At 44.3% G+C, this 16,156-nt stretch carries 19 protein-coding genes; 1 reads left to right on the top strand and 18 read right to left on the bottom strand.

The features are described 5' to 3' along the window. Nucleotides 1-31 precede the first annotated feature (31 nt). The 5 genes from rsmA to metG all read right to left on the bottom strand — a co-directional run bounded on the left by rsmA (nucleotide 32) and on the right by metG (nucleotide 5,895). Nucleotides 32-913, bottom strand: a complete 882-nt coding sequence (gene rsmA, locus BGM27_RS19350) for a 16S rRNA (adenine(1518)-N(6)/adenine(1519)-N(6))-dimethyltransferase RsmA (RefSeq protein WP_004264694.1) — start codon at nucleotides 911-913, stop codon at nucleotides 32-34. Then, a complete protein-coding gene (gene rnmV, locus BGM27_RS19355; protein ID WP_004264696.1) occupies nucleotides 903-1,466 on the bottom strand; it encodes a ribonuclease M5 in 564 nt (187 codons plus the stop codon). The genes rsmA and rnmV overlap by 11 nt, the downstream gene beginning before the upstream one ends. 134 nt (nucleotides 1,467-1,600) lie before the next feature. After that, nucleotides 1,601-2,926 carry a resuscitation-promoting factor gene (locus tag BGM27_RS19360; protein ID WP_023356663.1) on the bottom strand — a complete coding sequence of 442 codons (1,326 nt, stop codon included), beginning with the start codon at nucleotides 2,924-2,926 and terminating at the stop codon, nucleotides 1,601-1,603. Between the two features lie 134 nt (nucleotides 2,927-3,060). Further along, a complete protein-coding gene (locus BGM27_RS19365; RefSeq protein WP_007409924.1) occupies nucleotides 3,061-3,828 on the bottom strand; it encodes a TatD family hydrolase in 768 nt (255 codons plus the stop codon). 75 nt (nucleotides 3,829-3,903) lie between these two features. Further along, a complete protein-coding gene (gene metG / locus BGM27_RS19370; RefSeq protein ID WP_007409923.1) occupies nucleotides 3,904-5,895 on the bottom strand; it encodes a methionine--tRNA ligase in 1,992 nt (663 codons plus the stop codon). Nucleotides 5,896-6,378: 483 nt separating this feature from the next. Here metG and abrB point away from each other — a divergent pair, with 483 nt between their 5' ends. Further along, on the top strand, nucleotides 6,379-6,669 hold the full coding sequence (gene abrB / locus BGM27_RS19375; RefSeq protein ID WP_169510469.1) for a transition state genes transcriptional regulator AbrB: 291 nt from the start codon (nucleotides 6,379-6,381) through the stop codon (nucleotides 6,667-6,669). 49 nt (nucleotides 6,670-6,718) lie between these two features. Here the strand turns inward: abrB and rsmI are convergent, their stop codons facing one another. From rsmI to BGM27_RS19440, 13 genes are all read right to left on the bottom strand, one after another. Next, nucleotides 6,719-7,600, bottom strand: coding sequence for a 16S rRNA (cytidine(1402)-2'-O)-methyltransferase (gene rsmI / locus BGM27_RS19380; protein WP_020953847.1), 882 nt, complete (start codon nucleotides 7,598-7,600; stop codon nucleotides 6,719-6,721). Beyond that, on the bottom strand, nucleotides 7,575-7,874 hold the full coding sequence (locus BGM27_RS19385; protein ID WP_007409921.1) for a GIY-YIG nuclease family protein: 300 nt from the start codon (nucleotides 7,872-7,874) through the stop codon (nucleotides 7,575-7,577). The genes rsmI and BGM27_RS19385 overlap by 26 nt, the downstream gene beginning before the upstream one ends. Next, nucleotides 7,861-8,604 (bottom strand): tRNA1(Val) (adenine(37)-N6)-methyltransferase, encoded by a 744-nt coding sequence (locus BGM27_RS19390; RefSeq protein ID WP_007409920.1) that lies wholly within the window; start codon nucleotides 8,602-8,604, stop codon nucleotides 7,861-7,863. Before BGM27_RS19390 ends, BGM27_RS19385 begins: the two co-directional genes overlap by 14 nt. A gap of 60 nt (nucleotides 8,605-8,664) precedes the next feature. Beyond that, nucleotides 8,665-9,024: a replication initiation-control protein YabA gene (gene yabA, locus BGM27_RS19395; protein ID WP_004264720.1), complete on the bottom strand. Its 360-nt coding sequence runs from the start codon at nucleotides 9,022-9,024 to the stop codon at nucleotides 8,665-8,667. Between the two features lie 14 nt (nucleotides 9,025-9,038). Beyond that, nucleotides 9,039-9,866 (bottom strand): competence/sporulation regulator complex protein RicT, encoded by an 828-nt coding sequence (gene ricT / locus BGM27_RS19400; protein WP_004264723.1) that lies wholly within the window; start codon nucleotides 9,864-9,866, stop codon nucleotides 9,039-9,041. A 2-nt stretch (nucleotides 9,867-9,868) separates the two neighbouring features. Further along, nucleotides 9,869-10,858, bottom strand: a complete 990-nt coding sequence (gene holB, locus BGM27_RS19405) for a DNA polymerase III subunit delta' (protein ID WP_007409919.1) — start codon at nucleotides 10,856-10,858, stop codon at nucleotides 9,869-9,871. Nucleotides 10,859-10,869: 11 nt separating this feature from the next. Beyond that, on the bottom strand, nucleotides 10,870-11,310 hold the full coding sequence (locus BGM27_RS19410; RefSeq protein WP_004264730.1) for a YaaR family protein: 441 nt from the start codon (nucleotides 11,308-11,310) through the stop codon (nucleotides 10,870-10,872). A 12-nt stretch (nucleotides 11,311-11,322) separates the two neighbouring features. After that, nucleotides 11,323-11,652: a cyclic di-AMP receptor DarA gene (gene darA / locus BGM27_RS19415; protein ID WP_004264734.1), complete on the bottom strand. Its 330-nt coding sequence runs from the start codon at nucleotides 11,650-11,652 to the stop codon at nucleotides 11,323-11,325. Nucleotides 11,653-11,722: 70 nt separating this feature from the next. Further along, nucleotides 11,723-12,361, bottom strand: coding sequence for a dTMP kinase (gene tmk / locus BGM27_RS19420; protein ID WP_007409918.1), 639 nt, complete (start codon nucleotides 12,359-12,361; stop codon nucleotides 11,723-11,725). After that, nucleotides 12,358-13,791 (bottom strand): aminotransferase class I/II-fold pyridoxal phosphate-dependent enzyme, encoded by a 1,434-nt coding sequence (locus BGM27_RS19425; protein WP_007409917.1) that lies wholly within the window; start codon nucleotides 13,789-13,791, stop codon nucleotides 12,358-12,360. Before BGM27_RS19425 ends, tmk begins: the two co-directional genes overlap by 4 nt. Nucleotides 13,792-13,868: 77 nt before the next feature. Next, a complete protein-coding gene (locus tag BGM27_RS19430) occupies nucleotides 13,869-14,987 on the bottom strand; it encodes a toxic anion resistance protein (RefSeq protein WP_007409916.1) in 1,119 nt (372 codons plus the stop codon). A gap of 15 nt (nucleotides 14,988-15,002) precedes the next feature. Continuing rightward, nucleotides 15,003-15,617 carry a 5-bromo-4-chloroindolyl phosphate hydrolysis family protein gene (locus BGM27_RS19435; RefSeq protein WP_007409915.1) on the bottom strand — a complete coding sequence of 205 codons (615 nt, stop codon included), beginning with the start codon at nucleotides 15,615-15,617 and terminating at the stop codon, nucleotides 15,003-15,005. A 148-nt stretch (nucleotides 15,618-15,765) separates the two neighbouring features. Then, nucleotides 15,766-15,960 (bottom strand): sigma factor G inhibitor Gin, encoded by a 195-nt coding sequence (locus BGM27_RS19440; protein ID WP_007409914.1) that lies wholly within the window; start codon nucleotides 15,958-15,960, stop codon nucleotides 15,766-15,768. Nucleotides 15,961-16,156: the final 196 nt, after the last annotated feature.

The raw sequence follows: 16,156 nt of genomic DNA on the forward strand, positions 1-16,156 counted from the left end.
TCCAAGTGGTGACGCAAAACAAAAAGCCCTCTTAGAAAAGGGCTTTATGCAATCCGTTGGACAGGAGCGCGAATTCTTCTATGGACAGGGATTCACCGCGCCGCTTTCCGTCAATATTCGTTTCTTGAAGAACTTCTTCAATTTGAGCTTTTTTCTCTTTTCCGCCCGGAAGATTGTTCACAAGGTTGTTAAGCAAGGTTTTCCGGCGCTGTGCGAAGCTTGCTTTAATCAGCTGGAAGAAAAACGGTTCATTATCGACGTCAACCGCCGGGCCGTCACGAAGCAAGAGACGGATGACGGCAGAATCGACATTAGGCTGAGGCACAAACACCGTTTTCGGGACGGTCATGACGGTTTTGGCCTCCGTATAGAACTGAACCGCAATGGAAAGCGATCCGTACTCCTTAGAGGAAGGATCAGCGGCCATCCGCTCAGCGACCTCTTTTTGCAGCATCACGACAATTCCTTTTAACGGAAGATGTTCTTCCAAAAGCTTCATGATGATCGGCGTCGTCACATAATATGGGAGATTCGCCGTCACCATAATTTCATCACAATCCTGAAACTGCTCTTCAATGACAGATTTGACGTCTGCTTTCAGCACATCTTGATGAATGATCGTTACATTGTCATACGGAGACAGCGTATCATTGAGAATGGGAAGCAGGCGCTGATCAATTTCAAACGCGACGACCTTTTTCGCCCGTTTGGCAAGCTGCTCTGTCAGCGCGCCGATTCCGGGCCCGATTTCAATGACTCCGGTCCGATCCGTAATTTCCGCATGGTCCACAATTCTGTCCAATATATTTGTATCAATTAAGAAATTCTGTCCCAGACTCTTTTTAAAAGAGAAACCGTACTTTTTCAGAATTTCCTTCGTTCTGATAGGTGTCGCGATATCTTTATTGTTCATCCTGTTCCTCCTGCCTCATAGCATCGAGCGCATCAATAAAATCACTTCTTTTGATTTGAAACATTTGCAGCCGTTTTTGAAGCTGCTTGCCGTTTGTATAGCCGATCTTCAGCAGGTCGCCCAATCGTTCGCGGCGTCTTTTGGCAGCCGGTCCGCCGATCAGACCGGCCTGTATGACATCTTCAGCTGAAATCTCACTCGGCTTTGCCTCCATCTCTTCATGCACATTTTCCAGACATGCTCTGATGCTTTCAATGGATGCGTGCTCAACGCCAATGCCGCGCTTGTTTTTCGGTTTGGCAAGATGTTTGGGCAGAAATGCGTGTTTACAGCCGGGTACTGCTTCAGAAATGGTTTTCCGGATCTTTTCCCCCGGAAAATCCGGGTCCGTCAGCACGATGACCCCTCTCGTTTCCTGCGCCAGCCGAATCTGTCTGATGACTTCGTCTCCGATTGCGGAACCGTTTGTCTCGATCGTATCCGCATCAACGGCAAGTTTTATGCGCGCAGTGTCATCGCGTCCCTCGACTACAATAATTTCTTTAATTTTCATTACTTCCTCCAAAAAAACTTTTTATATCCAAAACGAAACCTTTGCTTACATGTCACGTCTAATATACTGAAAATACACTTTACCTATTATAACGAAAAAAACAGAGGGCGCAAAACCCTCTGAGTGAATCGGAATTAATTTAAGATTTTTATTTTGACCTGTTTCTTTCCCCAGCGGTAAGCCGAAGATTTTTCAGGGAAAAAGACATCAATCCGTCTTCCTTTAATGGCTGAGCCTGTATCAGCGGCCACGGCATCCCCGTATCCGTCTACGTGGACTCTTGTGCCGAGCGGAATGACGCTTGGGTCTACCGCAATGACTTTAGCATTCGGATTGCTTGTCAGGTTAACGCCTGTAGCCGTATGGCCGGAACAGCCGCTGCAGCTTGCGGTATAAGCCGTGGAAGACACGGTAATCACTTTACCGGAAGATCCGGTTTCGCCAGAAGATGCCTTCACAGGTGCACTGAGCTGCTCAATCTTGGGACTGTGCCGCTTTGTGCCGACCGCAATGATTTGATCTTTGCTTTTTTCAGATGTTTCTTCTTTAACAAGCTTTCTTGAAACTTCTTTTCCATTTTCTTTGACAACATGAAAATGCTTTTTAAGTTTGCCTTCTTTTCCTTTTTGAACGATCTTTTCTTTCCCGCTGTCGAGAGACGCATCTTCTTTTTCTTTCACTTGATACGCTATTTTTTCCTCAACTACATCGGTGACTTTTTCGATACGAGTGATTTGTATGCCGGCCTGATTTTTTGTGAGCTTTTCGTGTAATGCCGGTTTTACTTTATCTTCGTCTTTCATGTCCATCTTATGCTGCGTTAAAAAGTCAGCGACCGTAGTCGAAGTCGTCCATATTTTCTTTTTCTTTCCCGCATCATTTACAGTGACCTGAAAAGCCGGGTCGACCGTGACTTTCATGCCGTTTGTCACCTTCGTATCTGCTGCTGGATCTATTTTATCGTGCTGATTCACAGGTGTATGCTGTTCGTTCAGAAATGCGCCGACTGTTTTTGCCGTTGACCATAAAGTCTTTTCTTCTCCGCCTCTTGTCACACGGATCTGCTTTGCAGCTTCATACACGACATTCATGTTGTCTGCCAATGCTGTCTGCTTAGACGGGGTAATCCGGTCTTCATTTCTCGTCTCTATATGTAAATCTTCCAGAAGTTCCCCAACCGTTTTTGCATGAGTGCGTATTTGCTTTTTCTTGCCGTTGATAGAAACAGAAACTGATTGTTTTGAGAGCTCATGTGCCCCGTATGCAGTCCCGGTTCCGCCCAGCAGAATAATAGCTGCAATAAGAATAACCTTGCTTTTACCAAGCTTTACGGAAAACAGTTTTTTCATTTTTTGTGTGATGAAAAACGCCTCCTTCTCCTCGGAGAGATTATATAGAGTATCTAAAATGCTGTCAACCCTCCCATCTCGAAGATGAAAAACCTTCAGCGTATCCCTCATTATGCAAAAACAAAGCAAAAAAAGGAAGAGAGACATATCGACAACCTATCTTATGAGGAGAAGGAAGCTTGTAGAACCGTTTTACATATCCACTGAATCGGACAAGCCTTTACACGTTACGACAGCGCATTCTGTCAGTTCATGCGGAAAAGTCTTTTTGCGTTTTCGGTTGTAATTGAGGCAATTTCTTCATATGTCAGCCCTTTTAATTCAGCGAGCTGTTCAGCAACATATTTTACGTAGCTTGGCTCATTTCGTTTACCGCGGAAAGGATGCGGTGTCAGGAAAGGACAGTCCGTTTCAATCAGCAAACGGTCATTCGGAATTTCCTTTGCTACTTCTTTTGGTTTCTTCGCATTTTTGAAGGTAACCGGTCCGCCGAATGAAATATAAAAATTCATATCCATACACTGCCGCGCAACCTCCGCGCTCCCCGTAAAGCAGTGCATAATACCGCCGACTTCTTCCGCCCCCGCTTCTTTCAAAATCGTGACAACATCTTCCGTTGCATCACGATTATGAATGATAATTGGAAGGTTCACTTCTTTGGCGAGAGCGATTTGTTTCCGGAATACTTCTTTCTGAACGTCTTTTGGTGATTTATCCCAGTGATAATCAAGGCCCATCTCTCCGATTGCCACGACTTTTTCGTGAGAGGACAGTTCCTTAATCCATGATAAATCTTCCTCTGTCATGTCAATTGCGTCTACCGGATGCCAGCCGATCGCAGCGTATATAAAGTCATATTCCTCAATCAGCTCCATCGCACGCGTGATAGTGGGTTTGTCGAATCCGACAACGACGATCCGTTCAACTTTTTCAGCCTTTGCACGCGCAATGACTTCCTCTAAGTCTGTGTCAAATTGCTCGGCATTTAAGTGCGCATGTGTATCAAAAAGCATCATAAAAACTCCTTTCTTGTTGAAAAACAAAAGGTGTTCGACGGAATGTTACACGTGAAACACCTTTTGCATCTATTATTTAATTCGAGTGCCTTTCGGTAATGACTGGTCGACAGCTACAACTTTGAGAACGCCGTCCGATTCTCCTGCCAGTATCATTCCTTGAGAAAGCTCGCCTCTCAGTTTTACCGGTTTTAGATTCGTTACACAAATGATCTTCATTCCCACAAGCTGATCCGGTGTGTAATGCTTCGCGATACCTGATACAACTTGGCGCTGTTCAAAGCCCAGATCAATTTGCAATTTCAGCAGCCGATCTGCTTTTTTCACCGGCTCTGCGGACAAGACTTCTGCGACGCGAAGTTCTGTATCCATAAATTGATCAAACGTAATTTCAGGAAGACGCTCTGCTTCTTGCGGCTCTTCCGCCTTTTCTTCTTTAGCAGGAGCAGTTCCTTGCATTTTTTGCTTGATGTAAGCTACTTCCTCTTCAGCTTCAAGACGAGGGAAAAGCGGTTCCCCTTTTTTCACTTTCGCGTTCTTCAATTGGCCGAATGTCTGAATGCTGTCCCATGCTTTAAGAGACTGATCCTCAACTCCGAGCTGGGCAAACATTTTTTCAGGCGTTTGTGTCAAGAAAGGCTGGAGCAATACGGCTGAGATACGTAAAGATTCAGCTAAATGATACATGACGGAACGTAATTCTTTTTCTTTTTCCTGATCTTTAGCAAGCACCCACGGAGCAGTTTCATCAATATATTTGTTCGTACGGCTGATTAATTGCCATAGCGTTGATAAAGCGACTGAAAACTCCATGTTTTCCATTGCCTTTTCATAAGCTTTAACCGTTTCACCGGCTACAGAAGAAAGCTCTGAATCAAAATCGGTCACATTTCCTTCATATGAACCAATCTCACCGTCAAAATATTTTTGGATCATCGCGACTGTACGATTCAGAAGGTTTCCTAAGTCGTTCGCCAAGTCATAATTAATCCGTTCTACGAAACCTTCCGGCGTAAAGACACCGTCTGAACCGAACGGTACTTCGCGAAGCAGGTAATAGCGAAGCTCATCCAAGCCGTAGCGTTCAATTAACGTTACCGGATCAACGACATTTCCTTTTGATTTCGACATTTTTCCGTCTTTCATCAATAACCAGCCATGCGCGAATACTTGCTTAGGCAGCGGGAGATCAAGCGCCATCAGCATAATCGGCCAGTAAATGGTATGAAAACGGACAATTTCTTTACCGACAAGATGGACGTCAGCCGGCCAATACTTTTTGTAAAGCTCATCATTTTCCGTATCGTAACCGAGCGCTGTTATATAGTTGAACAGTGCGTCAATCCATACATACACGACATGCTTCGGATTTCCCGGCACTTTTACGCCCCAGTCGAACGTCGTTCTGGAAACGGCCAAGTCTTCAAGCCCCGGTTTAATGAAGTTGTTAATCATTTCATTTTTGCGTGATTCAGGCTGGATGAAAGAAGGATTTTCCTCATAAAACTTCAGCAGGCGGTCTGCGTATTTGCTCATGCGGAAGAAGTATGACTCCTCGTTGATTAATTCGACCGGATGGCCGCTGTCCGGGCTTTTTCCGCCGACAACCTCACCCTTCTCATTTCTTTCTACATCCACCAGCTGTGTTTCCGTATAGAATGTTTCATCAGGGATGCTGTACCAGCCCTCATACTCATCCAGGTAAATGTCACCATTATCAAGAAGTTTTTGAAACACTTTCTCGATAATTTCTTTGTGCCGGCTTTCCGTCGTCCGGATGAAATCATCGTGAGAAATGTCGAGCTGCTTCCATAGTTTTTGGATTTCAGCAACTGCACGATCCACATAAGCTTGAGGCGTGATATTCTCTTCCTCCGCTTTCTGCTGGATTTTCTGTCCGTGCTCATCCGTTCCGGTTAAGTAGCGTACGTCAAATCCTTTTAATCTTTTGTAACGCGCCATCGCATCGCCGGCCACGGTAGTATAAGCATGGCCGATATGTAATTTTCCGCTCGGATAATATATCGGGGTTGTAATATAAAAAGTATTATTGTCTTGCGGCATGTTGCAACCTCCCATTCAGAATGTCGAAAAGCTCACGCCCAAAGGACGAGAGCGGTTTTATTTGATATACAATATTGATATTTGTCCTCTATCTATGATACCATCTTAGCCTTTAAGATCAAGGATATATACGTACTGCGCGTAAAAGAGTAAATAAAATTAAAAATTTTTATTGAAATTAAAAAAAGTCTTAACATGTCGAAATTTGTCGTATATAATCTACTAATATAAAACATCTTGGTTCGAAAGTCTTGATTTAAAAGGATTTTCAGTAGGATAATAGGTTCGAAAAAGCAGTCAAAAAGCCTGTTATTTCAGGATTTCCAAGGCTTTACTTACTATAAGAACTAATTCTTACAATCAATAGTAAACAAAAAGATTGACGATTATTGGAAACCTTGTTATGCTAGGAATGTAAGGAATTTTGTCGAATAATGACGAAGAAAAATATAAACTACAAAATAATTATCTCTCGGGAGGAGACTGTTAATGAAATCTACTGGTATCGTACGTAAAGTTGATGAACTTGGACGCGTCGTTATCCCTATCGAACTTCGCCGTACACTGGGCATCGCAGAAAAAGACGCTCTTGAAATTTATGTTGATGATGAAAAAATCATCCTTAAAAAATATAAACCAAACATGACTTGCCAAGTAACTGGTGAAGTTTCTGATGATAACCTTAAACTTGCCGGCGGCAAATTGGTACTCAGCAAAGAAGGCGCTGAGCAAATCATCTCTGAAATTCAAAACCAGCTTCAAAACCAAAAATAAGCTATTTCATACAAAAACCGTTCTTGTTACGATACAAGAACGGTTTTTTTTATGATTGAATGTGATAAGCGTCATAAATCTCTCGTTTCGGTACGCCCCGATCTACCGCTGTTTGTTTTATGGCCTGTTTGGAAGATGCTCCTTCGTTTATGTAATGCTCCACATGCTCTTTCTCAGAAAGCTCCGTCCACCAAGGCTTTTCCTCTTCATCCGGTTCAGCGGTTTGATTTCCTTCGACAACGAGACAGAACTCACCGCGGATTTGATCTTCATTTGCCCATTCCATCACCTCGGCGATGGTTCCTCTGATGAATTCCTCGTACTTTTTCGTTAATTCTCTCGTGACGGCGATGGTTCGATTACCCAAAACGTCATGCATTGCTATTAATGTTTCTTTTAATCTGTGCGGCGCTTCGTAAAATATCATCGTTTCCTGCCGTTTTTTCAGGATTTCGAGTTCTTTCTTCTTTTCTTTTTTCTGTCTGTTTAAAAATCCGTAGAAGAAAAACGGCTGCGGGGTGATGCCTGATGCGGTCAGCGCGGTTAATGCCGCATTAGCACCCGGGAGCGGAACGACATATCCGCCGATTTGGGTGAAATCTCTCACAATCTCAGCCCCCGGGTCGGAAATTGTCGGCATGCCGGCATCACTGACCAATGCCACATTCTTTCCGCTTTTCAGCCATTCAATGATTTTATGGCCGCTGCTTTCTTTATTATGTTCATGATAGCTGATGAGAGATGTTTCTATGTCATAAACATGGCACAGCTTTTTCGTCTGTCTCGTATCTTCGGCAGCTATGACATCGGCCGATTTCAGCGTCTCTACTGCACGAAAGGTCATGTCCTCCAAATTGCCGATCGGTGTAGGAACAAGGTACAGAGTTCCCATTTCAGATTTTCCGTTAAAACTCATCTGGCGTCTTAACATATACAGCCTCCTTGCTGCGTCGTTTTTCTTCTATATATTGCTCTTTTTTCTTTCGGGTCAGCTGCTTAAAACGGTATTCCGCCTGCATCGCTTCCCGTTTTGTTTCAAATGATTCCGCATGGCATAACGAAACCGGCCTACGCGCCCTTGTGTACTTCGCGCCCTTTCCCTCATTGTGGGTTTTCAGCCGTTTTTGCAGATCATTTGTATAACCGGCATACAGACTGTTGTCATTGCACAGCAGCACATAAAAGAAATGACTATTTGTCTCCATATAAAATCGTGCGGATCTCTTTCGTATATTCATTTTGTTCATTGTATACGAACAGCGGGGGAAGAATTTTGAGATCAGGGCGGCCGCCTTTAATTCCTTCAACCAAAATGGTATTCGCTTCTTTACCTTGTTTCGGATAAATAAACTGAACCCGTTTCGGTTCTATTCGGTACGCTTTCATTAATTCAAAGATTTCCAAAAGCCTCCCCGGCCGATGAACGAGAGCCGCTTTTCCGCCTTGCTTCAGCAGTTTGCTGCTGACGGAAATCACATCTTCAAGCGTGCAAAGAATTTCGTGCCTTGCGATTCTGAGATGCTCGTTCAGGTTCTGCTCCGCCTCTTTCGGTGTTTTAAAATAAGGCGGATTGCAGGTGACAATATCATATTTATTATGTCCGAGTCTTTCCGGCATATTTTTCAGATCATCATGAATGAGACTGATCTGACCGCCCAGCCCGTTGTATTCCACGCTTCGGAGCGCCATATCATACAAGCGTTCCTGAATTTCAACCCCGGTGATATCAGCTTTTGACCTTGTGCTGAGCAAAAGCGGCACAATGCCGTTCCCCGTGCATAAATCAACGATGTTCCCCTTTTGAATCGGAACGTATGCAAACTTAGACAGCAGCACGGCATCTAATGAAAAAGCGAAAACCGTCGGACTCTGTACTATTTTCATATCCTCTGCTAATAAGTAATCCAATCTTTCATCATCACGTAATGAAACCATAATCTTATTCCTTTCGGCACTCTTTGAAAAAGGCTTCCGACATCAGCGGAAGCCTTTTCCTTATTTTTTATTTAAGAAGGACAGACAAAAAAGGCAATCTCCCTTGCGGACGCTCCCATAATGGACGTTGCAAATATGAAAGCCTTCTTGATACAGCCGGGCCAGATTGTCGTACCCTTCTCCTATATCACTCTGCTCTGCCTTCTGTGTTTTTGTTTCTTTCTGATCGGCTTTGAATTTCTCAATTTGCTCTGTCGTATCATCAAGCCGCTTACGCAAATGCTTATTTTCAAGCTGAAGATGGTGATTCTCTTCAATCATTTCGCCGATATGCTGCTTTAAGTCACCCAGCTGACGGTACAGCGAACCGATTTGTTCCTCCAGGTTTATGACAGTATCAAATAACTCTTTTTTATCCAAGGTTCCACACCTCGTTAATCTGTGGTTTGTGCGGATACGACGCCCTCTTCCAAGAGCTCTTCCCAAGTATATTCTATCACTTTTTCACGATTCTTCAGTTCCACCTGAAGCACCCGTTCCAGAATATTAAGACCGACAACCTTTGCGGGGCCGTTTGCCGTCGTAATCATTTCGCCTAAATCCGGCAGCTGTTCTTTTGCCGTCTCATACTCATCATTTTCGTACTTCAAACAGCACATCAAACGGCCGCACAGACCGGAAATCTTCGTTGGGTTCAACGATAAATTTTGATCCTTCGCCATTTTGATGGACACCGGTTCAAAATCACCGAGGAACGTGGAGCAGCAAAGCATTCTCCCGCATGGTCCGATACCGCCGAGCATTTTCGCCTCGTCCCTCACCCCGATTTGGCGCAATTCGATTCTCGTTTTAAAGATAGAAGCCAAGTCTTTGACCAATTCCCTGAAATCAACCCGTCCGTCTGCTGTAAAGTAAAAAATGACTTTATTGCGGTCAAATGTAAACTCAACATCAACCAGCTTCATATCTAAGCCGTGGTCAGCCACTTTTTTCTGACAGACTTCAAAAGCGGACAGGGCCTCCTGTTTGTTTTCTTCTACAATGAGAAGATCGCGTTCATCAGCAACGCGTATGACCTTTCGAAGCGGAAGCACAACATCATGCTCGTCCACTTGTTTATTTGCGATGACAACCTGCCCGTATTCGACACCTCTTACGGTTTCAACAATGACGCAGCTGTCTTGTTCTATATCAAATCCGTTCGGATCAAAATAATAAATTTTCCCCGCTTTTTTAAAGCGGACGCCTATTACGTTGTACAAGCTTATCCCTCCTGCAACGTTAACACCAAGTGCTCCATTAATCCCTGCACATTCACATTGGAATGAAGCCGTTTTTTTGCTTCTAAAACAGCGAGAATTTGGTTCGTAACGCTTTGTTGTGTAAATTGCAGCGCATGCTGTTTTATTGATTGGAATAAGTCTTGATAAATCAGTTTATCTTCATTTCCAATTTGGATGGATAATACATCACGGTATATCAATAAGAGCATATCAAGACCCATTTCTTGATGGGTTTTTTCTTTGAAAAAGGGCACCCACTGATCCTGAATGAAGAAAAAGGCATGTCCTTTCCGCTGATGTAAGACTTCATACAATTTTATCACTTTCGCTCTGGACTCTGCAAACTCATCATTTCGACTTAATTCGACTGCTTCCGCAATATTATTTGTCATATTTGCTAAGAGCCGGGCCATGTGAGGGCTCACTTCCTGTTCAATCAGTCTTTCTTCTATGGCTTTCGGCTGAAGCGGCTGGAACGGGAGAACCTGACATCTCGAAACGATGGTATCCAGTATTCGGTGGAGCTGCTCAGTAATAAGAATTGCGATGGTGTCTTGACTCGGCTCCTCTAAAAATTTCAGCAGACTGTTTGCTGCATTTGTCGTCATTTGATCCGCATGGGATATAATGTACAGCTTTTTATGCGATTCCAGTCCTGTTTTAGAAAACTCTTCCTGAAGCGATTGGATCTGAGCCTTTTTAATGGATAATCCGTCGGGCTGAACCACATGGAGGTCGGGATGGTTTCCGGATTCAATACGCTTACAGTTCCGGCACTCCCCGCAAGGCTCAGTCCCGTCTTCAAGGCAAAAAAAGCTTTTTGCGAGAAGCAGTGCGGCATCCAATTTGCCCGTTCCTTTTTTGCCTTCAAACAGATATGCGTGAGAAAGCCTTTTCTTTTCAATGCTGTTATGCAAAAGCCGCATCACTCTGGGCTGCTGCCCGGTCATTTCCTTCCATGATATTGCCATTGTATCACTCTCTATGTGTAAAGGTTAATCAATAAACCTTTTATTTCTCCGATTCGATCCAGCAAATCAATTGCCGGTTTTTCCTGATCTAACATTTCTTCCGTCAGCTGAAGCAGTTTTTCATCTATTTCTTTCACAAGCCCCAGAGTCCGGCTGCTTCCGTACAGGTCAAAGCTTTTCTCCGTCTCATGCGATAACCCGCTGTCTACGGCCTCTTTTACAAAACGTTTTACCAATCCTTTGAATTTCGCTAAGTCTTTGAAGTTTCTCGACTTCGTCAGCCTTTTCCCGAACGTTTCTATATCCGTTAAGAACCTGCTCAGCTGATCAAATTTCAGCTTGCTGCTTTGGCTGTCCATTGAACTTTTAAATGTTCCGGAAAGCTCTGCCGCTTTATAAGCAGGCTGCTGCTTTTTCTCAATAAATGTACGTAAGTCAGAATTTATTTTCACGTCGTCAAATCCTTAAAATTGATGAAATTCATCGACCGGGAGGACAAAGACCGTCGCTCCGCCGACTTCCACTTCGACGGGATATGGAACGTAGGAATCCGCATTCCCGCCCATCGGGGATACCGGGGCAATCATCTGATCACGTTTACAGCCATTCTCTTTAATGAGGCTGAGCGCTTTATCGACACGGATATCTTCCACCCCGATCATAAACGTCGTATTGCCTGATTTAAGGAATCCGCCTGTTGTCGCAAGCTTCGTCACCCTGAAGTTGTGGTCGGTTAATACTTTCAAAAGCCTGTTGCTGTCCTGATCCTGCACCACTGCCACTATTAGTTTCATTCTCTAGGCCCCCTTTAGGTTGGAAAGAACATTATCGTTACATTCATTATAGCAACTTATGAGAAACAGGTCACAACTGAATTTTTTTCAATGCTTCATTTATCACTTGAAGTGCGTCCTGAATGACGAGTTCCTTCTTTTTCGATGCGTCGATTGTATGGAATCTTTCCGGAAAACGCTGCATTACCTTTTGGTATCCTTCCCGTACTTTCGTATGAAAGTGCAGGGCCTCAAGATCGAGACGATTCTTCTCTCTTGAATCATTCGACGTAATCCGTTTCAACCCTTCTTCCGGCTCAATAGAAAAATAGATGGTGACATCAGGCATCGTATCGCCGATTGCAAACTGGTTGATAGAAAGGACTTCATCAATGCCGAGCCCTCTCGCATAGCCTTGGTAAGCCAGCGAACTGTCGATGAAACGATCGCACAGCACAATGCGGCCTTCTTTCAATGCAGGCTGCACCTTTTCGACTAAATGCTGTCTTCTCGCCGCAGCGTAAAGCAGCGCCTCCGTTTTGGCATCCATCAGTGTATTGTTTTTATTTAAGATCACTTCTCTGATCTGTTCCGCAATGTCGATGCCGCCCGGTTCTCTTGTCGCTGTCACCGGGAGCCCCTCTGCCGACAGAATCTCTTTCATTTCCTGAAGCACAGTCGTTTTCCCTGCACCTTCAGGACCTTCAAATGTTATAAATAAACCGCTCATGATTTCTCCTCTTCTATATAGACAAGTAATTGTTCCCCGTTTAACAAGCCTTGAATATGCGCGTCCATGCCGATTAAACGGGAAAGCTTTTGTACGATCTCTTCTGTTATCCGTTCTCCGTCCATGATCAGCGGAATTCCCGGCGGATAAGGAATAATGTTGCCCGCATGCAAGCGCCCGGCCGCCTTATTTATATCTGCAGGCTCTTTTGTAAACTTCCGCATCTCATTTTGCGGGTATTCAAGTGTCGATATGGACGGAAATGTCCAATTCACGGCATCCGGCAATTTATCGGGCGGTGTATTCTCCAGTTTCTGCTGTATGTTTCTTACGGTTGCCTGTTCTATCATCCGCCGGCCGCCTATCGGCAGTACGAGCAATACTTGGTACTCGTCAGCCAGCTCGGCAACAATGCCTTCACTCTCCAAAATCCGTTGTAATGAATAGCCGGAATGTCCGAGCTTTGACCGAAGAATTAATTTTAACGGGTCCGCCCGCAGCCCATATCCGGAAGGCTCGATTATTTCAATAGAAGAAATTGATGCGAACCTTCGTTTGATTTTCTCAATGTGCTCCATATGAACGGGAAGTGTCCCTTTTTCAGCAATATCCTGCACATAAGCGCGCGCCGTATCTAAAGATGCCATAATCGGGTATGACGGGCTGCTGCTTTGCAAACTGCTTACATAATAAGTTAATCGATCTCTGTCAATTCTGGTGCTGTTCAAATGAAAGTAAGACCCCATCGTCATAGCCGGAAGCGTTTTGTGAGCCGATTGAACAACGGCGTCTGCCCCCATAGCCAATGATGAAGGCGGGAAAGGCTGGCCTAACACAAAGTGAGCCCCATGAGCCTCATCCACCAGTACAGGAACGCCGTATGAATGGGCTTTGTTAACTGCCGCAGTCAAATCGGCAGCATGCCCGTAGTAAGTCGGATTGGTCAGAACAAGTCCTTTCGCGTTCGGATATGACGCCAGCGCTTTTTCGATGACTGAAAGGGATACATGTGCCGGCACATGCATGTTTTCATCGATTTCCGGCGCCAAATAAACCGGCTTGGCTCCGGCCAATGCCGCCGCATGGAAAACAGACTTGTGACAATTACGCTGGATCAGAATGGGTTCACCCGGTTCACAAACAGCTAAAATCATCGCCAGATTGCCGGCGGTCGTTCCATTGACGAGAAAGAAACTTTCCTGAGAGCCGTAAAATCTGCTCACCAAATCCTGCGCTTCCTTAATGACCCCCGTCGGGTGATGCAAGTCATCAAGACCCGTGATCTCAGTCATATCAATAGATAAAAGAGATTGATATACAGATTTGGCTTCATCAAAAAAGACATCTCCATTGTGATGTCCCGGAACATGAAAAGAATACGTATTTCGGTGCGCATGCTTCATCAGCGCTGTATATAAAGGTGTGTCCATTTTTAAACAAATCCTTTTCCTGTCTTTCTTATTATATCGTGCCTGCGAGCCAACTTAAAGCTAAGACTTTTTGCCATCTAGCCGTTATCCCGGCCGGACCTCATATCAAGCAGCTTCTTTTTTAAATCGCCTTCCATGATAACAAGCTCCTCCTCGGCACGCCTGCGTTTCATCCTGCCTTCTTCTTGAATAGACATGATTTCTTCAAGTGTGCTGACTAAGCTTTCCTGCACTTTTTTGAGGGTTTCTGCCTCAACAAGTCCGCGCTCATTGGCTTTCGCGGTCTCGACTGTACTTGTTTTCAGAAGTTCAGCGTTTTTCAGCAGCAATTGATTTGTCGTATCCGCCGCCTTCTGCTGCACATCTGCCGCACTCCGCTGCCTCATAAGCGTCAGCGCGATGGCGACTTGATTCTTCCATAAAGGAATAGCCGTAACAATGGAGGACTGAATTTTCTCTGCCAGTGCCTGATTCGTGTTTTGAATCAGGCGGATTTGCGGCGCACTCTGAAGCGTAATCTGCCTGCTCAGCAGCAGATCATGCACCCTCTTATCCAGACGGTCGGCAAACTGGCGAAGATCATTCACTTCCTGCGCGGCCATTTGATTGTGTTTTTGTAATTCGGCTTTTCTTGCCGCTTCAGGTATCAGCTTTGTTTTCAGCTCATCTGATTTTAATTCCCCCGCTGCTATATACATAGTTAAATCAGAAAAGTATTGTTTATTTTGGGCGTACAGCTGATCTAACAATTTATTGTCACTCAACAGCACATTTTTAGAATGTTCCAGCCTTCTGCTGATACGGTCAATCTGCACACTTGTCTTTTGATATTTCGAAAGCACTTCCTGCACGGAACCGGACACCCTTTTAAACAGCCTGGCGAAAAACCCTTTGTTCTTCATCTGCAGATCATCGGGGTTTACCTGGTCAAGCTTAATCATCAGATCAGCCAATATTTGTCCCATCTCTCCTGCATCTTTTCTTTGCACGTGCTCTATCATCGTATGGGAAAATTCCAGAAGATTCGCCTGCGCCTGTGAACCAAACAGAACAATGCTTTGCATGTTCCCAGGGTCCAGTTTTTCAGCGAGCTGAAGTGCCGCTTCTCTTTTTTCTTCCGGCAGCGTATCTGCAAGCTTTAGAGGAGTCTGGTCATTTTGGGCGCCCATGCTGTCGTCGGAACGGTCTTTGGCCATTTCCTTCTTCCTTTCTTATTTTCTCAGTGAATGCTTTGCCATATCTAATTCAAAGTGCAGGTCGTCGATGTCCTCCTTCATCAGTTCATGAAGATCCTCTTCCAGCCTTCTGGAAAGCCCTGCCAGAGTCATCCTCGTCTCACTCAAGGACATTGATAAATCTTTATTTTTTCGCGGCTGTGAGGAGAGCAGAGCATACTTTTCCGTCAGTTCCACAACAGAATCAAGCGTTTGATAATAGAAACGCTCTGCCTGATAAAAACGCTTCGGCTCCTGCTTTGTGAGCAGATATATTCGTCGGGTTATCCGCAGTATCTCTGCATTCTGCTTCAGCATTTGTATACTTTTAGAGCGAAAAAGCGCCCTGCGTAATCGGATGATTTTACCCTTTGCTTCCTCAAGATTTTCCTTGATATAAGCATATTCTTTTCTTGTCAGCCGGTGTTTTTTTAAAAAGAGACGCTTCGCATTCCACAGGCCGGCCGCACTGACAGCGGCTCCGCCGGCTGCCCCGTATAAAAGCGAATACAGAAAAGGCTGATGCCCTATCGTAAAGAAGGTTATCCCCGCTAATACAAAAACTGTGCTGCCGCAAAGCGTCCATTTCATATATTGAATAAACGGTTTCATACTTGATCGACTCCTATTTATTCACTTTTATCAGTATTATCTATTACATTCCATGTCTAAACAAGTTCCTCTTCTTATCGTATCAGTTCTTTTATAAAAAGTGTAAAAACTCCTCTGATTTCAGGCAAAAAAAAAACCCTTTTCAGGGTTAAGAATATAACGTCGGTGTATGAAGGCTTTTCAGTTTACGAACGAAAAATTCATAATTCGGATCAGAGGTCGGAGTGGAAACTACTTTCTTCTCACACTCTAAACATATAAATTTCGTATAAATATGGATTCCCCTGCTTTTTTTGGTTTCACACACAATACATGTTTCTTCATGGCTGGACGTTTCATTCATTTTGCCCACCTCCGTATGAATAGCCTTCCCTTAAGCTGTTGATTGTATACACAATTTGGACCTTTTTGAAGTTTGCAATTAGTATATGGGCGTTTCCGTATTTCGGTGTTTGTTTTGTTTTTATTCAAAAACAAAAAAGGCAGCTCATGATGAGCTGCCTTTACCGTAATGATAGCTTGGCGGCGTCCTACTCTCA

This window comes from Bacillus sp. FJAT-27001, from assembly GCF_019039175.1.
GTDB classification, from domain to species: Bacteria; Bacillota; Bacilli; order Bacillales; family Bacillaceae; genus Bacillus; species Bacillus velezensis.